Genomic DNA, 23,278 nt, shown 5'->3' with positions numbered 1-23,278 from the left:
TTTATCATTCCTTACTCTGTTATTTCCTTAATAGGTAACAGCAAATCAAGCTGCGTATCTTCCATTTTCGCGCCGTTTTCCATAAGGTTATAATAATTTAATACTTCCTCGAAGCAAGGCCCTTCGGCTTCTTCATACTTTTTGCTTGTCTTAACCCATTCTTGGAGCAAACGCCAGTCCTGAAAACTCCAATCTCTTAGTACATGGGCGGCATACATTCCTCCACCAAAAGTCTTTTTAACTAAAGGTGGCTTTACTTCCATATCATCTGGAATGGATACCCACGCCTCATATGCTGTTGGAGTAACTCCGATTTCGACTTTTAAATTTTCTCTAGAACAGTCAAAACCCATCCCTCTGGCATCGGGTTTAATTTTTAGCAATCCCGTTCCGTATACAAATTGCTCTATCATGCCGGTTGCTTCTGGTCCCACGCCGTATTCGGCTTCCCCTGAAGCGTATGCAGCAGCTACTGTCATTGGCGGCAAGTAAACTATCCGCACGTCGCTATCCTTTAGCTTGCTTAAACTTTCATTTGCCTTGTTAAGGTCATCCATTGATTTTTCCTCCTGCAATATGTTTTTTGGGAGGGAAATGCTGTCCACAAGGGCAAATACAGAATTATCACTTAAATAATCAAGCTGTAATCGCATATTCGCTTTTTCATGCAATTCATGAACAAGACGGCTAAGTATAGACTTAACTGTTGATAAGGCTGTAATCTGCTCGTCTAATTCGCTTATATTGCGCTCGAATATCTCTATCACATTCACAGCATCACTATTGCTAAATATCTCGCGAATTTGCTTGACAGGTACACGGAGTTTTCGCAGTATGATGATTTGGCGAAGTCGGCGTATTGTATCTTCATCGTAAACCCTGTAGGCATAATTTTCCATGCGTTGGCTTTCAATCAAGCCGATTTGCTCGTAATAACGGAGCATACGGCTTGATATACCAAGATTTTTCGATACTGTGCCGACGGTCTGCATTTGATTCATTGTCTTTGCATCTCCCTTCAAAACAAGTATAAAGTACGACACGGTGTTCGTGTCAAGAGGAAAAACCATTTTTTGTTTTGCTTGCTATGATTATTTCCCCTACTTCCTCCGCCCACCACACTTTGCCAACGGAGAACGCTCCAAAGCCTTCATCATTACTCGCTGTTCTTCATCCGCCAGCTTCGTGACATTAAGCTGTAGCTGTTTGCATAACTTATGAAACTTTGCCACGGCTTCAAACTGTGTTTTTCTATTTTCCATATATGATTGTACAAAATCCTTCATATCCTCAACTGCTGAAAATCCACATGGGATAGCAATTCACCAATCAGCCGATTATTAAGTGTCTTGTTTTTCAAAACCTCAACCGCACTATCAGACAAGGCAAGTGCGTCAATCTCAATATTCCTGTTTACCTTCATAACAACACCATCATTATAATCATACCACGAATACCTTCGATTCTCTAGCACTTTCGATAACATCAACCCCTATTCTCATAAATGAGAAAAACCGCTTTTTCAAGGCTAATTCAGAAAAGGGGATGAAGCCCCCGAGGGACAAAACCTATCATTGTTGACGGGTATGGCAATTTTCTGTTTCTCAATCAGAAAGGCTATCCTAAAGTGTCGGTCAATTATGACAGTATGTTCCGTGGACTTGTCAAGAAGTACAACAAGTGCCACGAGGAAGCATTGCCAAAAGTGACAACACCGCAATTGTATATTAATTATGTTTTTTTATAACAGGTATCCATACTTCAAACTTTGCATCTTGGGGATCTGCTGATAGATATACTTCAATATCAGGTGCATTGGCATATTCATAGCCTGATGTAGGAAGCCATTCAGTTACAATTCTCTTTTCAAGTTCTTGTATAGAATGTGGCATAGTACCTTCTCCATAAAAAATTGCCCACGTTGATGCTGGAATAATGAATTCTTCAAACTCTTTATCAATAGATTTATCGCTTGCAACAGCAATATAATACTTCCAATTTTCTTCTTCATTACAGGCACTTACTCCAAGTACACCCATGGGCTCAGAATTCATCATAGAAACAAGTTTTCCCACAGTGCCATCCTCTGCCACCCTTTGCCACATTTGTGGAACAATCTCAAAGTTTTTCTCAATCTCCTTATGTAAAGATTCTGCCACTCCAATGATTCTAAAGCTATCTTTCTGTTCAATTCTATAATTCATCTCCACATCTCCTTTAATTGTTATTCTGAAGCTAATTGGAGGGAATGCCTTGATTAAAACGCCTTTTGATCTAGCCTGTGATGGTGTAATTCCATGTATATTTTGAAAAGCTCGGTTAAATGCAGTAGGAGAATTATATCCATATTTCAAAGCAATATTGATGATTTTCTCCTTACTATTTTGCAAATCAACAGCTGCCATTGTCATACGTCTACGACGAATATATTCCGCAAGGGGTACATTTGCTATATAAGAAAACATTCTTTGGAAATGAAATGTGGAACAGCAAGCAATTTTTGCAATATGTTCATAATCAATCTCATCCTCCAAATGTTCTTCAATATAACTTATGGCACTATTTAATCGTTCTATCCATTCCATCCTCTTCTCTCCTTTACAATTAAATATAATATAATCCAACTATCTTTTCCTCTCCATTCATGCACAAATAAGAGAGTTAATATAAAATTACTGATATTATAATTGCAAAAACGAAGAATTAATTCTTCGTTTTTATAATTATTTTATTCAATTACTCCAAGGGAACCTTCATTTTGGCACTCAGCATCCAACTTAATCACCTTTTTTTGCCACCTGTTCCCTCTATATATCCAATAACCATATAAACAAACTATAAGATTACTAAAGCTCATGGAAAACCATATTCCAACAGGTCCCCAATTTGTGAAATGTTTAAATATTAATATCATAGGCAGTCTAACAAACCAAAGCCTTCCTACTTCCATGGCCATAGAGTATTTTGTATTACCAGAACCTTGGAATATCCCTTGTAATACACTAAATATACCCATTAGAGGCATTGATAAAGATATATAGAATAAATAGGTTAAACTTAGTTCTATAACTGAAAGATCATCTTTTGATTGCATAAAAAAGTTTATAATAGGCTCATCAAACACTATTAAAAGCGCACACCCTACAGTCCCTATAATGATTGTTAGTTTTAATGCTTTGTGAAAAGCTTCCCTTACTCTATCTATTTGATTAGCACCCATATTTTGCCCTACTATTGCAGTTAAAGCTGAACCTATTCCCATTGCCGGCTGCATTACTAAAGATGTTATTCTATTTACCATGGCATACGCTGCTATGGTAGCCGTTCCATAAGAACCTATAAATCCATTAAGTACAATAAATCCTAAAGATGCTCCTGACTGTCCTATTGTAGATGGTAAAGCCACAGTAATTATTTCTTTGATTATTGATTTATCAAATTTAAATTCTTTAAAATCTGGTCTTATTTTATTATTTTCACTAAATAACATCATAACTCCAACAATTGCCAAAACTGCCCTAGATACTAAAGTAGCCCAAGCCGCTCCTGCAATTCCCCAACCAAATGTAAATATAAATATTGGGTCTAAAACTACATTTATTATTGCCGAGATACCGCTAAGTATAGTTGGAGCTAATGTGTTTCCTTGAGCATTCATAATAGAGTTAATATTAAAGAATAGGAACATGAATGGTAAATCTAAAAAAGTAACTCTTAAATAAATATTTCCATATAGCCCCAAGTCTCCAGTTCCACCCATTAGTCTAATTATAGTTGGACTTATTATATATCCTAAAGCGGTGAAAGCAAGTGAAGATATTAAGGTAACAGCTATTAATTGGGTCGAATATTTTTTTGTTTCCTCTATTTTATCTCCCCCAACTAATTGAGATAAAATAGATGTACCAGCTATGGATAATCCAATACCCAATGATACAAATAAAAAGTTTACAGGCCACACAAAAGCCGTGGCTGCAAAATGAACTGAAGAAATTTTACTAACCCATATACCATCTACTAAATTATATAGAGTCTGTATAAGGCTGTTGATTATGATTGGGATTGAGAGCGTAATAAGTACATTGTAGATACTTCCTTTTAGAATCATCTCAGTTTTATTTTGATTATTCATATTCCACCGCTTTCTTAGATATTTCGAGTCGCTAAACATATGTATATTATAACATTTTGTACCAAAAATAAAAGTAGAAAAATAAAATAAGTTAGACTAATTTTGTCTAACTTATTTCACCATGTGTCATAATTTTTTAATATCTAGATTATAGATATTTTGCTAAAATACTTTACGAGGAGAAAACTTTTTGGGGAAAAGTTTTCTTACAAATCTATTGAGAACTCAAATGAGTTATCTCCTTATTTAATTTTAATTATTAGTTACTTTAACCCTTATGGTTTTCACTATCATAAATCCTAATAGTATAATACCTACATAACCATTTATTACATAAATTATGTTTACTAATCTATCAAATGGAACTCTTAGTCCAATAAATACACCAACTATAGCCAGTACCACTGTTAAAATCTTAAATTTATTTGTCTTTTCTTCTGAAAATCTAGCAACAACTTGCCATAAAAGTGGTACTGCTGTTGTATATATACCAGCTACTACTATAAATGAAAATACTATAGCCAATGCTGGATGTATATTTCCAGCTAATATTAGTGATGGTACCATTGATCCTGCTAATTGTTCAATATTTGCAATCATACCTAATGTAATAATTGCTAAAGCTACGCTAAATCCTAAAGCACCTAAGGCTACTCCAATAACTGGTTCTTTTTTAGTTTCACTAGATGCACCCATAGATGTCATAAATCCAGCTAACCATAACATACAAAATCCTACATATGAAGCAGCTGCATAAAACCAGTTAGAGGAAGCTTTCAATAAATTAAGTTTAGGTATTACCTCACTTGCCTTAGCTAATCCCTCTGGATTCTTAAGTATAGCAGTTACACCTAATATAATGGTCAGGAAAATTATTGCTGGACCTATTTTTCCTATTACATCTACTATTTTTCCTAATCCAAATATTACAGTACCTGCTGCTAAGATTCCCATCATTATTCCACCAAATTCTGGTGGAAGTCCATATTGCTGATTTACAGTGGCACCTGCTCCTCCTATCATAACTATGAATGACATATAGATAAAAGCAATGGAAAAGTAATCATAGAAACTTCCTACTATATTTCCACAATAGTATTTGTAAACATCGCTTCCCTTTGGAAACTTATGCCTCTGACCAACAGTTACAAAATCAATACCTACATAAAGAAACAATAAAAACACTACTATTACTCCTAATATACCTAGATAACCATATGAACTAAAATATTGCAAAACTTCTTGTCCTGTTGCGAACCCAGAGCCTATTAAAAATGCTATGAATGCACCAGCATAAGTCATAACTCTACCCCAGCTCATTTGTTGCTTTTCCACAATTATCATCTCCTATCAATTAATAGTAGTTTATTAACGATTCTAGTAAAAAGGGGCTATGAATTGCCCCTTTTATTTTTAGTAATGGAGACCTGCTAGAACTGAGTTACTTCTTTTATTTCTGTATTTAATGCTTTTAGGGCTCTTTCAACCATTTTCTTTCTTAGTGTATACTCTTCGTTCTGTGGAAGATTTGGATTTCCAACTGGATAAGGAATTGCAATAGTTGGAACAATTCTATTAGCTCCTACTGATTCTGAAATTGTAGTTATAGTAGACATATGAACTATAGGAATACCATATCTTTCTATTTCTTTTACCATCGTTGCACCGCAACGTGTACAAGTGCCTCAAGTAGATGTTAAGATAACACCGTCTACTCCTGCTTCTTTTAATTCCTTTCCAATTTCAGTACCAAACTTTATTGAATTTCCAACAGATGTTCCTGTACCAGTAGTAGTATAGAAATATTCAAATACATTACCGATAACTCCTTCTTTTTGGAATTCTTTAAGCATATCAAGTGGAGCTATTCTATCTGGAATTTCATTTGCATATACAGGGTCAAATCCACCATGAATTGTACAATATTCCCCTGTTAAAGCATCTCTGCCACTTACATCATATTTGCCCCATTTTTGAGCACTAGCAGACTGAATTCTATCTGGATTACCATGTGGAACCATTCCACCACTAGTTACTAACGCAATAGTCGCTTTGCTTAAATCCTTAATAGCTGAAGCTGGATCTACCTTGTCAAATACTGGCATTGGTAACTCTGTTTCAAAAGGTTGGTCAGTTAAACGAGCTAATAACATATCTACCGCTCTTCTAGAACCTCTTTTTTCTGAGAAAACAGTAAGTCTCTTTCCTTGAGAAATATATCCATCTTCTGCCGGAAGACCTAATTCTTCATTTTTCATTAATTTCTTTACAATATTAGCCATTACTGGCAATGCATTTCTCATTCCAGCTGCTGAATCTGTAGTTTCTACTACTATTGCTTTAGCTCTACAAGAATCTAAGCCTGGGTTTTCTATATACATACCTGTAACTACAGGAATATTTAATTCATCTATTACTGCATTAGCAACTCCTGAGCAAGCCATACCATATCTTCCTGCATTAAAAGCTGGTCCTGCAACAACAATATCTGGATTGTTTTCCTTTATTACTTTCATTATATATTCTAAAGCTTCTTCTTTATTTTCGTTAAAGTAGTTATCACCACATATTAATGTTCCTATTACTTCTCCTTCTTCTCCAAGAAGACCATTAAATCCTAATGCTGGTCCAATGTTTTCATTCTTAAAAACTGGTGCCATTCCCGCTTCTTCTTCTCCACCTATTTGACCAAAGAATTGATTAACATAATATAATACCTTGAATTTCATACCTTCTCCTCCTTTCCAAGCTAATTAATATAATTTAACTGTACAGTTATGGTATCCGATTTCTGATGTTGCTCCAATTACTGCATTTAACTCACATTTTAAACTTCCATCTTCTTCTAAGCAGCCTTCCCAGCCTCCTGCTAAAGTGGCTATTGCTTTGTCATTTCCAATAACTCTATCTGCTGGTGGTAATGTAACTACGTGGCTAACATTTCCTGTAGATACTACTGCTATTGCTTCTTTTGCTGTATCTGCTAATGGTTGACTCATTCCATCCCAACCAGAACATTCATCAGTTATTAATACAGTTTTTATTCCTGAGTCTTCTAATCTCTTACAAATCATTAATAAATCAGAGTCTGGATTACCATATCCTTCTTCAGATATAATAACTCCATCTGCTCCTAAGCTCTTACATAATTTAGCTGTATAATCACAAGTTCTAAATTTACCTTCAAGGGTAGTTAATTCTGGAGTCAGTATTACCCCTAAGAAGTTAATAGTTTTTCCATGCTCAGCATATAAATCAAGAATTGCTGAGTTGTTTTGGTGTTGATAAGTTGTTATCTTGTCACAAGCTGCAACACAGTTACCACTAATCACCGCTCCATCTAGTTCTTCATTTGGATGTAGTAGTGTAGGTAGTATTAATTGACTATTAACACCATATATATATCCATCATGTAATAATCCTTGAGAAATAAGCATTTCTACATAAGCTACCTTTGGTAGGTCTGGGTATTTTTTGCTTTCCTCTGCATGGCTGCCCATTTCATATACTACTACTTCATCTGGCTCCACACTTCTACCTGCTTCTCCTACAAATTCAGCTGCTTTAAGTCCTGCTAATCTAACAGTTGTTTCATGAACATGTGGTGCTAATCCTTCCACTGGAATAATATCTACTACTAAGTTGAAAGTCTTTGAAAATGGAGTCCATTTTGCACCTTCGCCCCACATATCAACTACTCCTTCTTGAAATCCTACAATATCTCCTACTGTTACAACTGCTGCACCATAAAGTACATTTACTTTTCCATCTCCCAATTGAGCCATCTTTGTAGATACTCCTGGAAAGCCATTTCCTTCTCCCTCAATTTTTACCCTTGGCTCAATGACATCTTTTACTGGAATAATTCTTACCTTTTCTCCAGGTCTAGCTACATCAAGCTTAACATCTTTAATTCTTTCATCTTCTTTAAGCTTACTAATTAATTCCTCTTTATTTACTGTTAGAACTCCATTTTTTACAGTTGTTTCATTTCCTAATTGAATATCTTTAATATGGATTCTTCTAAGTTCAAGTTTCAAGGAAAGTCACCTCCGTTTTATTTTTAATTTTTTAATTATAAACTCTTTCATATTCATCTAATGCAGATTTCAACAATTCAGCATCAATCAAAGCATAATCTCCACTATTTACCACATCTGGTTTTCTGACATTCATATGCTTTTTATAGTTCGCTATGCTGTTTTCAATTGTTTCGGCATATACATCATTTGCCTTTTCTAGATTCTCCCTTACAATAATAGAACGATATGGGGAGAAAAACATTCTTATACTTGCTCCTAGAGGATGGTTAATAAGTTCAAAACCTGTATGAACTAAATCTCTAACCTTAAATAATACATCTTCAAAGCTGCCTTCAACAAAAATTACTTCTTTATATTCATCTCTTATAGTTGGGTTATTAGTTACTATTTGATAACCTATATTATTTTTCATAGATTTCCCTCCTCTATATTGTTCTTCTGGGAACTGTATTAAACAAAATTAATTATTAAAACTTTGTATGTTCATCTCTCATACCTTTTACTTCTGAAACTATTTCATCAATATCTAAAACCATTTCCATCATACCGATTTGCTCATCATATACATCAGCATCTACTGACTCTTTGAATTCTGGTTCTACTGCATGATAAACTTTAAGTCCCAACGGAACTCCTGCTAATGGACCTGCAAAAGTTGGATCTCCAGCTGTAACTGTTTCAGCTGCTAGTCCTGCTGATTCAGCTTCTGCTCCACCGATTAATACGATCATGTTTTCTGCACCGTATTTTTCAGTTAAATCTTTAACCCTTTTTTGATTTTCCAAATCCATTGCACCTGCAGCCGTTCAGACAAAACATTCTGTTGCTGAAAATACTACTTCTGCAGGAGTGGTTTTTATACATTCTTCCATAGCTGGTCCTGGTATACCGTCTCTGTCACCGATAATGATAACTTTTGAGTTTTCATTAAATATTGACATATATCCACTTCCTTTCTTTTTCGTTGTTGTTCGTTAATTGTTTTTCATTTGTTTCTTGATTACATTCTATATGTTTTTCAAATGTATTTCAAGTGTATTTTAATAAAATTATAAAGTTTTTCCAAAAAAATTAAAAAAGCTTTAATTTCAGATGACCCAAACCATCTAAAATTAAAGCTTTTTTTAAAATTCTATAACATTTCTTTTTTTATTTTAAAAACAAATTCATCTATATGCTCCCTAGCATATTTTTCTACTTTATCTAAATCTTTCTCTTTTATTCCTTCTAATACCTTTCCTAAAGTATGACTAAATAAATCAATACTATCAAAATATTGCTCACAATAATGCCATAATCTTTCTGTATGATAATGTAAAGATGTCAATATATCTTGTAACCACGGATTACCACAGGATGAAAGTATAATGCTGTGAAATTGTTCGTCATCGTTAATGGCATTTTGATAGTCTTTACTTATATCATAATTTTCAAACCTTAACATAATCTCTTCAAGCTTTTTTATTTTTTCTTCGCTTATTCTTTCTACCGCAAGTCTTGAAGCAAAAGGGTCTAGCTCTCTAGTCACTTCAAATATATATTTCATCTGTTTAAAATCAATAGGTGTAACTTGAGCTCCAAATCTTGGCACAATATTTAGAAGTTTATCACTATGTAATAATTGAAAAACCTTTCTAATTGGTGTTCTACTTATATTAAATTCCTCTGCTAAATCCACTTCATTTAAAACCAGCCCTGGTTCATATTCAAGATGTATAATTCTTGATCTTAATATTTCATATATCTTATCTGTATCTAGTTTACTATCGGTCATAATCATACCCCTTACCTAAAATTGTTATTAAGTATTATTATATTTGTTATATAAAAAATAAGCAAATATAAATTAAATATGTTATCAAGATTATATCATTCCATAACAATTCATTATAATACCTATATAAAAATCAAAACTTTCTATATACACAAAAAAGAGGGCTTATTCGCCCTCTTTAAATTTATTATAACAGTAAGCATATGGCTTTGATATAACTTGTTTTCCTTCACCAAATTCTCCAACAAACTTTCCATTTTCAGCTACTAATTTTCCTCTTAAAAACACTTTTTCTGCTATTCCTTTTTGTTCATATCCTTCATAAGTGCAATAGTCTGAACCTGAGAGGCTATCCTTAATACTTATAGCACCTCTGTAGTTTTGATCAAAAACAACTATATCAGCATCAGATCCAACTGCTATATCACCCTTTTGTGGATAAATACCACAAATTTTCGCTGGAGTTGTACAGCAAACCTCTACAAATTTCTGACGAGAAATCCTTCCTGTTTCCACTCCATAAGTCCACATCATGTATAAACGCTCCTGTACTCCCGGGGATCCTGGTGGAATCTTACTAAAATCATTAATTCCCTTATGTTTTCCTTCTGCAAAACCTCCCATAACAGCACAATGGTCCGAACCAACACTCGTTATCCATCCTTTATTAATGGCTTCCCACATGAAATCTACATCTGACTGTGGTCTTAAAGGGGGGTTACATACATATTTTGCTCCTTCAAAATTAGGTCGAGCTAAGTTTTCATCATTTAACATTAGATAGTGAGTACAAGTTTCTCCATATGCAGATACCCCTTCATTATATGCTTCTCTAATGACTTCCACTGCTTTTTGATTGGTAACATGAACAACAAAAATTGGAGCCTTTGCCATCTTAGCCATATAGATTGCTCTAGAAGTGGCTTCTGCCTCAGATAATACTGGTCTTGAATCTCCAAAATATTTAGGTTCTGTTTTTCCTTCTGCTATAAGTTGCTTTGTTAATACATCAATAATATCAGCATTTTCAGCATGAACCATAATAGTTACTCCTGATTCTTTTCCTGTACAGAGTGCTTTAAATATCCACTCATCTGATACATAATATGGCATACCTTTATAAGCCATAAAAAGCTTAACTGAAGAAACACCAACTGAAGGCATATTTACTAAATCTTCTATACTTTCTTCACAAGGATCCATGATGATTCCATGAAGTACATAATCTACTGTTGCCACTCCATCAAGACAATCTCTTTTATAGTTTATTATAGAATCTTTAAGTCCAACTCCTACTGGTTGAACAACAAAGTCACCAACTGTAGTTGTTCCTCCAACCAATGCTGCATGTGAAGTTTCATAACCTAAAGAGTTAAATGAGTTATAGTGTACATGTTCGTCCACACCACCTGGAAAAACATATTTACCAGTGGCATCTACAACTTCATGTCCAGCTATATCTAATTCTTTCCCTATAGCAATTATTTTTTCTCCTTCTACAAGTATATCTGCAATATACTCATTTTCGGATGTTATGATATTTCCGTTTTTTATAATTAGTCCCATATACATCCCCCTTTTTCGAAAAAATAGTTAAATTTAAGGGACACTATTATAATATATCAGTGTCCCTTATTTTTCTGTAAGATATTATTTATTTTCTTAATTTATCTTATTTAGTGTATACGCTTTTATCTATGCCTTCTAAATATTTAACTACATTTTCTAGTGGCTCAACATCGCAGAATTTAGCATCCATGTCAAATAGATTCCATTCAACAACACCTGGCACTCTATCTCCTACAGTTCCTTCAGGAACTATAGTTTTAAATCCATATCCCGTTGAATCCATTACTGTATGTCTAACACATGCACATGAAGTAGCACCCATTACTATTAGAGTATCTACTCCTAAGTAAGTTAGTAATTGAGCAAGTCTTGTACCAAAGAAGTTACTTGCATATGGTTTATATATTACAGGCTCATCTGGTTGTGGGTTTAACCTTGGATCTATTTCCATCCAATATGAATCTTTTTCTAATGTGTGTAGAGGAATTTTCTCATCCCATCTACCTAAGTCTAATCCTCTAGTTGGCTCAAATCCAGTGGTTGTATGGAATATAGGAACTCCACTCTTTCTTGCTGCATCTAATACTTTACGTGCATTAGCAGTTACCTCTTCTGATTTATCACATGTAAATGGATGTCCATCTTCCATCCAAGCTCTAGCCATATCTACAGTAGTTACTGCTGGTGCTTTACCATAGCCCATTCTAGTTTGGAATCCTCTTTCTTTATAAATCTTTCTAGCTTCTGCAAAAGCTTGTCTTAATAATTCCTCATCAAATTCATATGATACTCTTGATTTGTATTGCTCTTTTGACATAAATAATCCACCCTTTCATTATAATAGTTTTCAATACTCTTTCATATTAAAGAGTATAAAGTAAAACAAAATTAGTCTCTCTGTTTATTACCTGTTTTACTTGACTATATATAAAGCAATTAATATGCCAACTTTATTTTCTTGATAATACTGGGTTTAGCTATATATGTGATTAAATATATTTGCATCTCTGCAACACTATATTTATGAAAGAGCATTTTATCACTTCAATTAGGGATTTCAAGTTTGCGATACTTTTTGTAAGTGTTGCAATATTGCATACATTTTAAATAAATTTCTATCTTTTTATTAGAAAACATCATAATCTATATTATATTTTTTAATTTTTCTCGATAAAGTAGAGTAGTGAACTCCCAATACTTTTGAAGCCTGTCTTATGGATGGATAATTTTTTAATGTAGATAAGATAATAGATTTCTCATAACGTTCAATCATATAATTAAGATTCGGGATATAGCTATCCTCTTCTCCCCACGAATTAGTATATAGCTGTTGTGTCAATACTTGGGGCGGTAGCTGCTCAATATCTATTTCTTCAGATGTATTCATAATAAATAAGTACTCAATTAAATTTTCAAGCTCCCTTACATTTCCAGGCCAAGTATATGATTTTAATATATTTATGGCATCATCTGTTATAGATATAATTTTTTTATACTTTCTATTGAGCTTTTCTAAGAAAAATTGGATTAGCTTTGGTATATCTTCTCTTCTTTCTTTTAATGCTGGTATATTTATTGGAACAACATTTAATCTAAAAAATAAATCTTCTCTAAATCTACCTTCAGCAACTTCTTTTTTTAAATCCTTATTTGTAGCTGCCAACACTCTAACATCTAAAGATATAGGAGTCTGGCCTCCAACTCTAAATACTTCTTTCTCTTGTATTACTCTAAGTAATTTAGACTGTATTGGCAAAGGCAATTCTCCAATTTCATCTAATAATATAGTTCCATAATTGGCCAATTCAAACATACCAGGTTTTCCATCCTTAGATGCTCCTGTAAATGAACCTCCCATATATCCAAATAACTCTGATTCAAAAAGTTCATTTGGTATGGCTGCACAATTTACCTTTATAAAAGGTTGGTTCTTTCTTGGACTTTCATTATGAATAAACTTAGCTAATACTTCTTTTCCAGTACCTGATTCTCCATGTATTAAAATAGTACTATCAAATGCTGCAGCCTTTGATGCGAGTTTTATTGTGTTCTCCATTACCTTGCTTTCATAGATGAATTCTTCATGATGAAGAGCAAGTTGTCTTAGGATTTTTATTTCCTCTGAATATTTCTTAGTTAATTCTTTGGTTTCAAATAGTTCATTTCTCAAATTAAGTAATTCTGATACATTTCTAGTATTACAAATTACTCCTATTATCTTTTTTTCTTTGTCATATATAGGATTTGCAGTAGTTAACGCAGATTTTCCTGTTATATATTTATGTATTATAGAGATAGGCACTTCATCTTGTAATACAGATAAAGAAATGGCCTTATTAAAAATTTGTTCTTCCATCAATGTTTTTAAATTCTTATTTAATATCTGCTCTTTCTTTAATCCAGTAGTTTGTTCATATGCCTTGTTTAGATATATAACATTTCCATTAACATCTGATATAAGTATGCCGTCTGATGAAAATTCCATGGCTGTTCTGAATATATTCATATCCATACCTATCCCCCCATTTATTATATGATAATAATTCCGATTTTTGGTGCCTGGCATCAAAAATCGGAATTATTCAGACTAACTTATCCTAGCTTTTCCACTACATTTTTCATCATCTTTCTTATGGGAAGATTATATGGACATTTAGATTCACATAGTCCACATTCTATACAGTGAATCGCCCTATATTCCATGGCATCATATCTGCTTTGAGCCCATTCCTTTAGATTATACCTAGTATAGTATCCTTCCATTAAAAATTGAGTAGGTATATCTATATTTTGAGGACAAGGCAGACAATAGCCACATCTCCTACAAAATTCCGTTCCTAGAGAATTTGCTTCTTCAGATAAAATACTCTCTTCTTCCCCTGTTAGCTTTCTTATATTAATGCCTACTTCTGAATTAGACTTTACCTGCTCTAAAGTATCCATTCCTGGAATAACTACAGATATATTTGGATTGTCTACTATAAATCTAAGGGATAGTTCTCCTTTAGTAATAGCACCTCCTGCTAGAGGCTTCATAACTATTACTCCTATATTCATATCTTTAGCTTTTTTAAACAATTCTTCTGCTTGGCGTTCAACAGGATTATATGGACATTGTATAGTTGCAAATTCTCCCATATCTACGGCTTTATCTAATAGTTCTGGGCTATGGGATGTAATCCCTATTTCCCTTATTATTCCCTTTTCTTTAGCTTCCTTCAATGCTTTAAATGCTCCATTGTCACTCATGATGAAATCTAGCTCTTCAAAGGTTCTAATATTATGGAATTGAAACAAATCTATATAGTCAGTTTTTAAGTTTTTTAAACTAATATTTAATTCTTCTACCATTCCATCATAGTCTCTTTTCATGGATTTTGTAGCCAATATAAATTTGTCTCTACCTATTTTCTCCAGTGCTTCTCCAATTAAATTTTCTGATTCATTATATCCTCTGGCAGTATCTATAAAGTTTATTCCCCTATTATAAGCTTCCTGAAGAAGTCCATGGGATAATTCGGAGTCTACTCTTTGTATAGGGATTCCTCCAAAGCCAATAACAGATACATCTAAACTAGTCTTTCCCAGTCTTCGTTTTTCCATATTTATCCCCCTTATTGTTTCTATAATACTCTTGCTTCTCCTTTATATACAAGTCCTGTAGCACTATCTACTGTTACTATTTCTCCATCTTCTAATAAAGTTGTAGCATTTTCTGCACCTACTATGGTTGTTTTATTAAGATTTAGCCCTACTATGGCTGCATGGGATGTAAGTCCACCTTGTTCTGTTATTATAGCAGATGCTCTTTCAATAAATGGTATCATATCTCTATCTGTATCTCTACTAACTATAATATCACCATCTCTAAACTTCGATTCTAATTCTTCTTTATTATTTGCAATACAAATTCTACCCAATGTTGAACCTTTACAAATTCCCATACCTTTAATCAATACTTTTCCTATTGTATGAACTTTAATAAGGTTAGTAGATCCTGATGTTCCTACAGGAATCCCCGCTGTAATAACTACTAAATCTCCTTCTTTTACATATCCTTTATCTACTGCTGATTGTATAGATAGTTCTATTACATCATCTGTAGAATTGCTATAAGGAGATAATACTGGATAAACTCCCCATACTAAAGATAATCTTCTCATTACAGATTCTTTAGTTGTAGCTGCTATTATAGGAGATTTTGGTCTAAATTTAGATATAGCCTTTGAAGTATATCCTGAAGAAGTTGCAGTAATTATGGCAGATGCTTCTAAATCCATTGCTGTTGTACAAGTTGCCTTTCCTATTGCATTAGTTGTTGATACTTCTGATATAATAGATTTAGATTTTAGTATTTCTCCATAATCTAAAGATTCTTCTGTCCTTGTTGCAATATTATACATGGTTTTTACAGATTCAATAGGATATTTTCCTGCAGCAGTTTCTCCAGATAACATAATTGCACTACTTCCATCAAGAATGGCATTGGCAACATCTGTTACTTCTGCTCTAGTCGGTCTAGGATTTCTCATCATGGAATCTAACATTTGCGTAGCTGTAATAACTGGTTTTCCTGATAGATTTGATCTTCTTATTAAATCTTTTTGAACCAGTGGTATCTCCTCTGTTTGTATCTCTACTCCTAAGTCTCCCCTAGCTACCATTATTCCATCAGATGCAGCAAGTATTTCATCTATATTATCTACACCTTCTTGGTTTTCTATTTTTGAAATTATCTCTATAAAATCTGCATTATTGTCTTCTAATATTTTTCTTATTTCTAAAACATCAGATGCTTTCCTAACAAAGGATGCAGCTATAAAATCTATTTCATTTTCTATTCCAAATAATATATCGTCTATATCCTTTTTAGTCACCGCCGGTAAATTAATTTTTACATTTGGTACATTTACACCTTTATGATTTTTTAAAGTTCCATTATTTAATGCTATACATTTTATATCTGTTCCATTGATTATTTCTATTACCTTAAATTCTACCAGTCCGTCATCTATTAAAATTCTACTATCTACTTCAATATCATTTGGTAAACCATCATAAGAAACAGATACTATAGTATTATCTCCTAATATATCTCTAGTTGTTAGGGTAAATATATTTCCTTCTTCAATTTCTATAGTACCTTCTTCGAAATCTCCTAGTCTTATCTCTGGTCCCTTTGTATCTAACATAATTCCTATAGGCATATTAAGTTCTTCTCTAACTTTTTTTATGGTATCTATTCTTTTCTTATGTTCCTCATGGCTTCCATGGGAAAAATTAAGTCTACAAACATTTAACCCATTTAAAAATAATTCTTTTAATACCTCCTCAGATTCAGATGCTGGTCCTATTGTACATACTATTTTAGTCTTTTTCATCTGTTTCCCCTCCATTAATTTAATTTTCTATATTATTCAATTACGCTATATCGATAAAATATTTGTAGTATTATACATTTCTATATCAAAGCTTTTCTCCACCTCTAAAGCATCATTTATATCCATATCAATTATCTGGTTACATTTAATTCCAAGAGCTCTTCCTGATTTCCCATCCCTTAGCAAATCTATAGCTTTACTTCCCATTTTACTGGCTGTAATTCTATCATAGGATGTAGGATTTCCACCTCTTTGAATATATCCTAAAACTGTTACTCTTGTATCTATGCCAGTTTTTTCTTCAATTGCTTTAGATACATCATAAGCATTTCCTACTCCCTCAGCTAAGACAATAATATGATGTAACTTTCCCCTGTTTTTCCCCTGTATAGCTTTCTTACATACATCATCTATATTGAATTCCACTTCAGGCACTATTATACTTTCAGCTCCACCTGCCAGACCTGCATATAATGCAATATCTCCACAGTGTCTACCCATGACTTCTATAACATTGGCTCTACCATGAGATGTGGACGTATCTCTAATTTTAGATATTGCATCTACAACTGTTTCTACAGCTGTGAAAAATCCAATGGTAAAATCAGAATATCCACAATCATTATCAATAGTACAAGGTATTCCTATGGTTGGTATGGAAGCATTTGATATTTCCCTTGCTCCCTTTAGTGTACCATCACCACCTAATACTACAAGTCCATCTATGCCAAATACTTCTAATACATTTAATGCTTTCTTAAATCCCTTTTCTGTTTTAAATTCATCTGATCTAGCAGACCTAAGCATAGTTCCTCCTCTATGTATTATATCTGCAACAGAAGAAAGGTTCATTTCATATATATCTCCATTGATAAGCCCATTATATCCCTGTCTTATACCCATTACTTTAAATCCATTATATATTCCTGCTCTTACTACTGCTCTAATGGCTGCATTCATACCTGGTGCATCTCCGCCACTAGTCAGTATTCCTATAGTCTTCATTTAATTCCCCCTTATATAAATCAAATAATTCCTAATTCTATCATTGCCTCCTGAATTTCTCCTGCTTCGAATTCTGGCGCTAATATTTCATATAATTCTTCTTCACCTTCCTTAGTAAAATATTTTACTTTTACTAAGAATCCTTCTTTTTTTAACTGTCTTTCTATATTTAATGCATTTTCGAATCCTGTAGTCATATGAACTGCTGTCCACATATATCAAAGCACCCCTCTGCAATTGACAATATAGTTGTCAATTAAAATAATGGTTTAAGATATTTTAACTGAATTTTCTCCAAGCAAATTTTTCAATTCTATTATTGCATTTTTATTATCTATATCGATCCATAGACTTCTATCTGCCACAACTGTTTTCTTTTCCTTTTCAATATATACATATACCGGTGTATCTCCAGTATATTTTATTAGAATCCTTTTAAGCTTATCAAAAGTGTCTGAAGAATTATTTGATGGTATCTTTACATATATCTTGCCTTTTTTATAAGTATTTAGTTCAGATATTTTTTCAACTATTATTTTAGGTTCTTCCACCTCAGATATACTTATTCTACCATGGATTACTATTATATTGTCTTCTTTTAAATATTTATTATATCTTTCAAAGGTAGCAGGAAAAACTATACATTCGATTGAACCATATAAATCTTCCAATGTAATAAATGCCATCATATTATTATTTCTAGTTATTTTATTTTTCTTTTCAACAATTATACCACCTAATATTATGGATGCCCCATCTTTTACTCCATTTAAATCTTTACCTATTTCTTCATTTATATTTAATAAATCAAAGGTTGTAATATTTGATACCCTTTCTATTTCAGATTTATATGATTCCAATGGGTGACCTGATATATAAATACCTACCATTTCCTTCTCCATTGTAAGCAGTATGTTTTTAGGAAATTCTTTTAAATCTGGCAAATTGTCTTTTGAAACATTTTCATCTAAAGTATCAAATATGGAAAACTGCCCCTCTATATTCCTCTTTCTATCTGCATGAATACCATCTATTGTCTTTTCATATATTGCCAATAATTGTGCCCTATTGACTCCTAGACTATCCATAGCACCACATTTAATCAAGGATTCTACTGCCCTTTTATTCATTACAGATGAATCTGTCTTTTCTATTCTCTCAATAAAATCTGTAAAAGATTTAAATCTTCCTGATTTTCTAGCTTCTACTATGGCCTTTATAAAGTTTTCTCCTACATTTTTTACTGCTGAAAGTCCAAATCTAATCTTATTTTGTGACACAGTAAATTTATTGTAGGATTCATTTATATCAGGTGAAAGTATGTCTATTCCAAGCCTTTTACACTCCTGTATATAAAGTGATACTTGGTTAGTATTCCCCATAACAGAAGAAATAAGAGCTGCCATAAATTCCACTGGATAATAATATTTTAAATATGCAGTTCTATAGGCTACTACTGCATAGGCAGCTGAATGGCTTTTATTAAAGGCATAGTTGGCAAAGTCTATCATCAAGTCATAAATTTTTGAAGCTGTTTTTTCATCTACTCCATTTCTTATGGCTCCCGATAAAATAACTTCTCCATTTTCGTCGACTTGACCATAGATAAAGTTCCTTCTTTCTTCTTCCATTACATCCATTTTCTTTTTTCCCATGGCACGTCTTACTAAATCTGCTCTACCCATAGAATATCCACCAATATCTCTAACTATTTGCATTACCTGCTCCTGATATACTATACATCCATATGTAACATCTAGTATATGCTCTAGTTTAGGATGAAGATATTCTATCTTTGATGCATCATGTTTACAAGCCACAAATGTAGGTATCTGATTCATAGGCCCTGGTCTAAAAAGAGAATTGGCAGCTATAAGGTTTTCAAATACATTTGGCTTTAATTCCCTAAGAAACGCCCTCATTCCTGGAGACTCAAACTGAAATATACCTAGAGTCTCAGCCTTGGCAAACATTTCAAGTACAAGTGGATCTTCATAGTTTATCTTATTAAAATCAATTTTTACTCCATGATTTTCTTCTACTAAATTAACTGTATCTCTAATTACCGTTAATGTTCTTAGACCTAAAAAGTCCATTTTTAAAAGACCTAATTCTTCTAATTCTATCATATTAAATTGAGTAGCCACAGAATCTCCATTTTTTAATAGAGGAACATAACTTGTCACAGGATTTTTAGATATAACTACTCCAGCAGCATGGGTAGATGTATGTCTAGGTAATCCCTCTACTGCTTTAGATACATCTATAAGTCTTTGAACATTTTCGTCTTCATCATAGGCATCTTTTAATGATTTATTTACCTCTAAGGCCTTCGATATCGTCATACCTAATTCCATTGGTATTTGTTTTGCAATATAATCTACTTCGCCGTAGGGCATATTCATTGCTCTTCCTACATCCCTTATGGAACCCCTAGCCGCCATAGTACCAAAGGTGACTATTTGAGCCACATGGTCTACTCCATATTTGTCTATAACGTATTGAATAACTTCTTCTCGTCTTTCATAACAAAAATCTATGTCTATATCTGGCATAGATACTCTCTCTGGATTTAAAAATCTTTCAAATATCAGACCATATTCTAAGGGGTCTATATCTATAATACCTAAGGCATAGGAGACAATACTCCCTGCTGCTGAACCTCTTCCTGGCCCTACCATTATTCCGTTATCTCTAGCAAATTTTATAAAATCCCATACTATAAGGAAATAGTCTGTATATCCCATTTCAACTATGGTATTAAACTCATAATTAAATCTATCCTCTATTTCCTCGGTAATAATCTTATATCTTTCCTTCATTCCCTCTAAAATAAGATGTTTTAAATAATCCACATTTGTATAGCCCTCTGGCACCTCATACTCAGGTAAATGTAATGTATCAAAATCTAGCTCTACATCACATCTATCTGCAATCAATGCAGTGTTTTCTAAAGCTTCTAAAGTATCTCCAAAGATATTTCTCATTTCTTCTGGTGATTTTAAATAAAATTCATTTGTTGGAAACTTCATTCTATCTGTTTCATCTACTGTACTTGCCGTTTGTACACATAATAAAACATCATGGACTTCAGCATCTTCTTTTTTTAAATAATGCACATCATTTGTAGCAACTAATCCTATATCCATTTCCTTAGATATTTTTATTAGTTCTCTATTTACCCTTCTTTGTTCTTCAATCCCATGATCTTGCAGTTCAAGGAAAAAGTTATTTGAACCAAAAATCTCTCTATATGTTAAGGCTATTTCTTTTGCTTTATCTATATTATTATTCATTATATGCTTTTGTACTTCTCCTCCAAGACAAGCTGATAAAGCGATAATTCCTTTACTATACCTTCTAAGTATATCGTGATCTATCCTAGGCTTATAATAAAATCCATTTATATAAGCTTCAGAAACTATTTTCATTAAGTTTTCATAACCTTCATTGTTTTCTGCTAAAAGTACTAAATGATATTGGCTCTTATCCTTTGGCTCTTTTTCAGTATATTTATTCATAGCTACATAAACTTCAGAGCCAAGTATTGGTTTAATTCCCTGCTTCTTGGCTTCCTTATAGAATTGAATAACTCCAAACATAGAGCCATGATCAGTTATAGCAATGGATTCCATACCTAAATCTTTAGTTCTAGAGATTAAATCTCTCATCCTAATAGACCCATCCAATAAACTATATTCAGTATGCACGTGTAAATGGACAAATTTATCTTTATAATTCATAAAATATCCCTTTCTACTAGTTCTCTTTATAACTCTATTCTAACATAAAACAAAAGATTTCCCTATATATAAGGAAACCTTTTTTATGACCTAACCCAATGAGCTTTAGCGAATTGCAGGTAGGTCAAACGCAACATTCGCTACGCTCATTCCTACATTCACTTCGCTGTCCTTTTTGTCTACAATTCGCTACACTCATTGAACAAAAAGGCAATAAGCACCAAATCTATACGAGAGTATCGAGTAAATAGATTTGAGTTGCGAAACTGCGTAAAATGACCTATAAACTACTTATGTCCTAGTTTATCAATTACATTTTCTATTAAAGATAAATCTATAACTCTAAAATCATCTAATACACTTTCTACCCAATCAGGAGTAGGTTTGTCAGTTTGAAATTTCTTCGCTGTTTCTATACTCTCTTCAACTATTAGCACTCCACTTGTATCAAGACTTCCTTTTTCCTTTGAAATCATAACTGTTTTATAAGGTGTTTCATTAGGCTTTATACTTCCTGATAGTGGGTGAGTAAGTAGTTGATGACCTTCATGAATTTTATCTCTTAGAAACTCTAGTAATTGTAAGTAATTAAGTTCTTCTTTATAAATCATATCCATTTTATCCTTATATTTTTCATATACGTATGGATTGTTTGTAACTATAATATTAGACATTATTTGCTATCTCCTCTCAACTTATCTGCTAGTTCTTCTATTTTTCTAAATCTATGATTAACTCCAGACTTCCCAACAGGTGGTTCCAACATCATACCTATTTCCTTTAGACTAGCGTCACTATATTCTAGTCTAAGTCTTGCAACCTCCATTAAGTTTTCTGGTAGTTTTTCTAAACCAATACTCTTTTCAATGTATTTAATGCTTTCTACTTGTCTCATAGAAGCATCGATGGTTTTGCTCAAATTTGCAGTTTCACAATTTACTATTCTATTAATATTGTTTCTAACATTTTTTAACACCCGAATATCTTCAAGTTTTAAAAGTGCCTGGTGTGCTCCTATTATATTTAATAAATCTACTATTTGCTCACCTTCTTTAATATATACCACATAGTTTTCTTTTCGGATTACTATTTTGGAGTTTAAGCCAAAGGAATTAATTACATTTGATAAATCCATAGCGTGTTCTTCATTACTAGTTACAAATTCAAGATGGTAAGTCTTTTCTGGATTACTAATGGAACCTCCACCTAAAAATGCACCTCTAATATAAGAACGTCTACAACATCGATTCTTTATTAGTTCTTCTGGAATTGTAAAGTTAGGATTAAATATGCTTGAATCATCTCTAATAAATCCTATATCTTCTAATATCTTCTTTGATATATCCTTATTATTAATTATTATTAAATAATTATTATTTTTCTTTAATTGCTTATTTCTTCTTACCATTACTTCTACTTCAGTATTGTAAATTACCTTCAATAAAGAAAATATTCTTCTAGCAATGGCAGCATTTTCAGTGGTGAATTTTAGATTTATCTTTTTCATTCCTGATATTTGTATAGTGCCATTCATCCTAACGAGGGCTGCTAATTCTGCCATTGCACAACATTTATCAGTTAAAGGTATTCTAGATAGTTCATTTTTAGTTGTTGCCGAAAATGACATTCAA

At 32.9% G+C, this 23,278-nt stretch carries 19 protein-coding genes and 1 pseudogene; 1 reads left to right on the top strand and 19 read right to left on the bottom strand.

The features are described 5' to 3' along the window. Positions 1-11: 11 nt before the first annotated feature. The gene (locus RBU61_RS04870; RefSeq protein WP_308878458.1) at positions 12-1,001 is read right to left on the bottom strand and encodes a MerR family transcriptional regulator; all 990 of its coding nucleotides are present in this window, start codon (positions 999-1,001) and stop codon (positions 12-14) included. A 563-nt stretch (positions 1,002-1,564) separates the two neighbouring features. Here RBU61_RS04870 and RBU61_RS04865 point away from each other — a divergent pair. Then, positions 1,565-1,711 (top strand): annotated as a pseudogene (locus RBU61_RS04865) (site-specific integrase); the annotation flags it as partial. Positions 1,712-1,727: 16 nt separating this feature from the next. On the opposite strand, the gene RBU61_RS04860 reads toward RBU61_RS04865, so the two are convergent. The 18 genes from RBU61_RS04860 to whiA form a co-directional block, all read right to left on the bottom strand. Continuing rightward, positions 1,728-2,585: an AraC family transcriptional regulator gene (locus tag RBU61_RS04860; RefSeq protein WP_308878457.1), complete on the bottom strand. Its 858-nt coding sequence runs from the start codon at positions 2,583-2,585 to the stop codon at positions 1,728-1,730. Positions 2,586-2,728: 143 nt separating this feature from the next. Next, the gene (locus RBU61_RS04855) at positions 2,729-4,132 is read right to left on the bottom strand and encodes an MATE family efflux transporter (RefSeq protein ID WP_308878456.1); all 1,404 of its coding nucleotides are present in this window, start codon (positions 4,130-4,132) and stop codon (positions 2,729-2,731) included. Positions 4,133-4,384: 252 nt separating this feature from the next. Then, a complete protein-coding gene (locus tag RBU61_RS04850) occupies positions 4,385-5,467 on the bottom strand; it encodes a hypothetical protein (protein WP_308878455.1) in 1,083 nt (360 codons plus the stop codon). A gap of 95 nt (positions 5,468-5,562) precedes the next feature. Then, positions 5,563-6,861, bottom strand: a complete 1,299-nt coding sequence (locus RBU61_RS04845; protein WP_308878454.1) for a glycine/betaine/sarcosine/D-proline family reductase selenoprotein B — start codon at positions 6,859-6,861, stop codon at positions 5,563-5,565. A gap of 24 nt (positions 6,862-6,885) precedes the next feature. Continuing rightward, positions 6,886-8,172 carry a glycine/sarcosine/betaine reductase component B subunit gene (locus tag RBU61_RS04840; RefSeq protein ID WP_308878453.1) on the bottom strand — a complete coding sequence of 429 codons (1,287 nt, stop codon included), beginning with the start codon at positions 8,170-8,172 and terminating at the stop codon, positions 6,886-6,888. 31 nt (positions 8,173-8,203) lie between these two features. Further along, positions 8,204-8,587 carry a GrdX family protein gene (locus RBU61_RS04835; RefSeq protein WP_308878452.1) on the bottom strand — a complete coding sequence of 128 codons (384 nt, stop codon included), beginning with the start codon at positions 8,585-8,587 and terminating at the stop codon, positions 8,204-8,206. Positions 8,588-8,642: 55 nt separating this feature from the next. Beyond that, the gene (grdA, locus tag RBU61_RS04830; RefSeq protein WP_308878451.1) at positions 8,643-9,116 is read right to left on the bottom strand and encodes a glycine/sarcosine/betaine reductase complex selenoprotein A; all 474 of its coding nucleotides are present in this window, start codon (positions 9,114-9,116) and stop codon (positions 8,643-8,645) included. Positions 9,117-9,307: 191 nt separating this feature from the next. Then, entirely contained in the window at positions 9,308-9,949 is a 642-nt protein-coding gene (locus RBU61_RS04825) for a GntR family transcriptional regulator (RefSeq protein WP_308878449.1), read from the bottom strand. Positions 9,950-10,114: 165 nt separating this feature from the next. After that, complete coding sequence (gene hydA, locus RBU61_RS04820) at positions 10,115-11,515, bottom strand: dihydropyrimidinase (RefSeq protein ID WP_308878448.1); 1,401 nt, start codon at positions 11,513-11,515, stop codon at positions 10,115-10,117. A gap of 106 nt (positions 11,516-11,621) precedes the next feature. Further along, a complete protein-coding gene (locus RBU61_RS04815; protein ID WP_308878447.1) occupies positions 11,622-12,335 on the bottom strand; it encodes an isochorismatase family protein in 714 nt (237 codons plus the stop codon). Between the two features lie 309 nt (positions 12,336-12,644). Next, entirely contained in the window at positions 12,645-14,030 is a 1,386-nt protein-coding gene (locus RBU61_RS04810; RefSeq protein WP_308878446.1) for a sigma 54-interacting transcriptional regulator, read from the bottom strand. Between the two features lie 80 nt (positions 14,031-14,110). Then, complete coding sequence (locus tag RBU61_RS04805; protein WP_308878445.1) at positions 14,111-15,121, bottom strand: aldo/keto reductase; 1,011 nt, start codon at positions 15,119-15,121, stop codon at positions 14,111-14,113. 20 nt (positions 15,122-15,141) lie between these two features. Continuing rightward, positions 15,142-16,899: a pyruvate kinase gene (pyk, locus tag RBU61_RS04800; protein WP_374212484.1), complete on the bottom strand. Its 1,758-nt coding sequence runs from the start codon at positions 16,897-16,899 to the stop codon at positions 15,142-15,144. Between the two features lie 45 nt (positions 16,900-16,944). Beyond that, positions 16,945-17,904 carry a 6-phosphofructokinase gene (gene pfkA, locus RBU61_RS04795; RefSeq protein WP_308878443.1) on the bottom strand — a complete coding sequence of 320 codons (960 nt, stop codon included), beginning with the start codon at positions 17,902-17,904 and terminating at the stop codon, positions 16,945-16,947. 20 nt (positions 17,905-17,924) lie between these two features. Then, positions 17,925-18,119: a hypothetical protein gene (locus RBU61_RS04790; protein WP_308878442.1), complete on the bottom strand. Its 195-nt coding sequence runs from the start codon at positions 18,117-18,119 to the stop codon at positions 17,925-17,927. Between the two features lie 54 nt (positions 18,120-18,173). Continuing rightward, a complete protein-coding gene (locus RBU61_RS04785) occupies positions 18,174-21,647 on the bottom strand; it encodes a DNA polymerase III subunit alpha (protein WP_308878441.1) in 3,474 nt (1,157 codons plus the stop codon). Positions 21,648-21,934: 287 nt separating this feature from the next. Beyond that, entirely contained in the window at positions 21,935-22,321 is a 387-nt protein-coding gene (locus RBU61_RS04780; protein WP_308878440.1) for a GrdX family protein, read from the bottom strand. Next, complete coding sequence (gene whiA / locus RBU61_RS04775; RefSeq protein WP_308878439.1) at positions 22,321-23,274, bottom strand: DNA-binding protein WhiA; 954 nt, start codon at positions 23,272-23,274, stop codon at positions 22,321-22,323. Before whiA ends, RBU61_RS04780 begins: the two co-directional genes overlap by 1 nt. Between the last annotated feature and the right edge of the window lie 4 nt (positions 23,275-23,278).

The organism is Tissierella sp. MB52-C2, assembly GCF_030931715.1.
Lineage (GTDB): Bacteria > Bacillota > Clostridia > Tissierellales > Tissierellaceae > Tissierella.
The sequence above is the reverse complement of the archived record's forward strand: the minus strand, read 5'-3'. Positions and strand labels throughout refer to the sequence as shown.

Bases quoted from the DNA above. Each gene is read 5' to 3' on its own strand.
- RBU61_RS04870 (WP_308878458.1), bottom strand. From the start codon at position 1,001: ATGAATCAAATGCAGACCGTCGGCACAGTATCGAAAAATCTTGGTATA.
- RBU61_RS04860 (WP_308878457.1), bottom strand. From the start codon at position 2,585: ATGGAATGGATAGAACGATTAAATAGTGCCATAAGTTATATTGAAGAA.
- RBU61_RS04855 (WP_308878456.1), bottom strand. From the start codon at position 4,132: ATGAATAATCAAAATAAAACTGAGATGATTCTAAAAGGAAGTATCTAC.
- RBU61_RS04835 (WP_308878452.1), bottom strand. From the start codon at position 8,587: ATGAAAAATAATATAGGTTATCAAATAGTAACTAATAACCCAACTATA.
- RBU61_RS04825 (WP_308878449.1), bottom strand. From the start codon at position 9,949: ATGACCGATAGTAAACTAGATACAGATAAGATATATGAAATATTAAGA.
- hydA (WP_308878448.1), bottom strand. From the start codon at position 11,515: ATGGGACTAATTATAAAAAACGGAAATATCATAACATCCGAAAATGAG.
- RBU61_RS04815 (WP_308878447.1), bottom strand. From the start codon at position 12,335: ATGTCAAAAGAGCAATACAAATCAAGAGTATCATATGAATTTGATGAG.
- RBU61_RS04810 (WP_308878446.1), bottom strand. From the start codon at position 14,030: ATGGATATGAATATATTCAGAACAGCCATGGAATTTTCATCAGACGGC.
- RBU61_RS04805 (WP_308878445.1), bottom strand. From the start codon at position 15,121: ATGGAAAAACGAAGACTGGGAAAGACTAGTTTAGATGTATCTGTTATT.
- pyk (WP_374212484.1), bottom strand. From the start codon at position 16,899: ATGAAAAAGACTAAAATAGTATGTACAATAGGACCAGCATCTGAATCT.
- pfkA (WP_308878443.1), bottom strand. From the start codon at position 17,904: ATGAAGACTATAGGAATACTGACTAGTGGCGGAGATGCACCAGGTATG.
- RBU61_RS04790 (WP_308878442.1), bottom strand. From the start codon at position 18,119: ATGTGGACAGCAGTTCATATGACTACAGGATTCGAAAATGCATTAAAT.
- RBU61_RS04785 (WP_308878441.1), bottom strand. From the start codon at position 21,647: ATGAATTATAAAGATAAATTTGTCCATTTACACGTGCATACTGAATAT.
- RBU61_RS04780 (WP_308878440.1), bottom strand. From the start codon at position 22,321: ATGTCTAATATTATAGTTACAAACAATCCATACGTATATGAAAAATAT.
- whiA (WP_308878439.1), bottom strand. From the start codon at position 23,274: ATGTCATTTTCGGCAACAACTAAAAATGAACTATCTAGAATACCTTTA.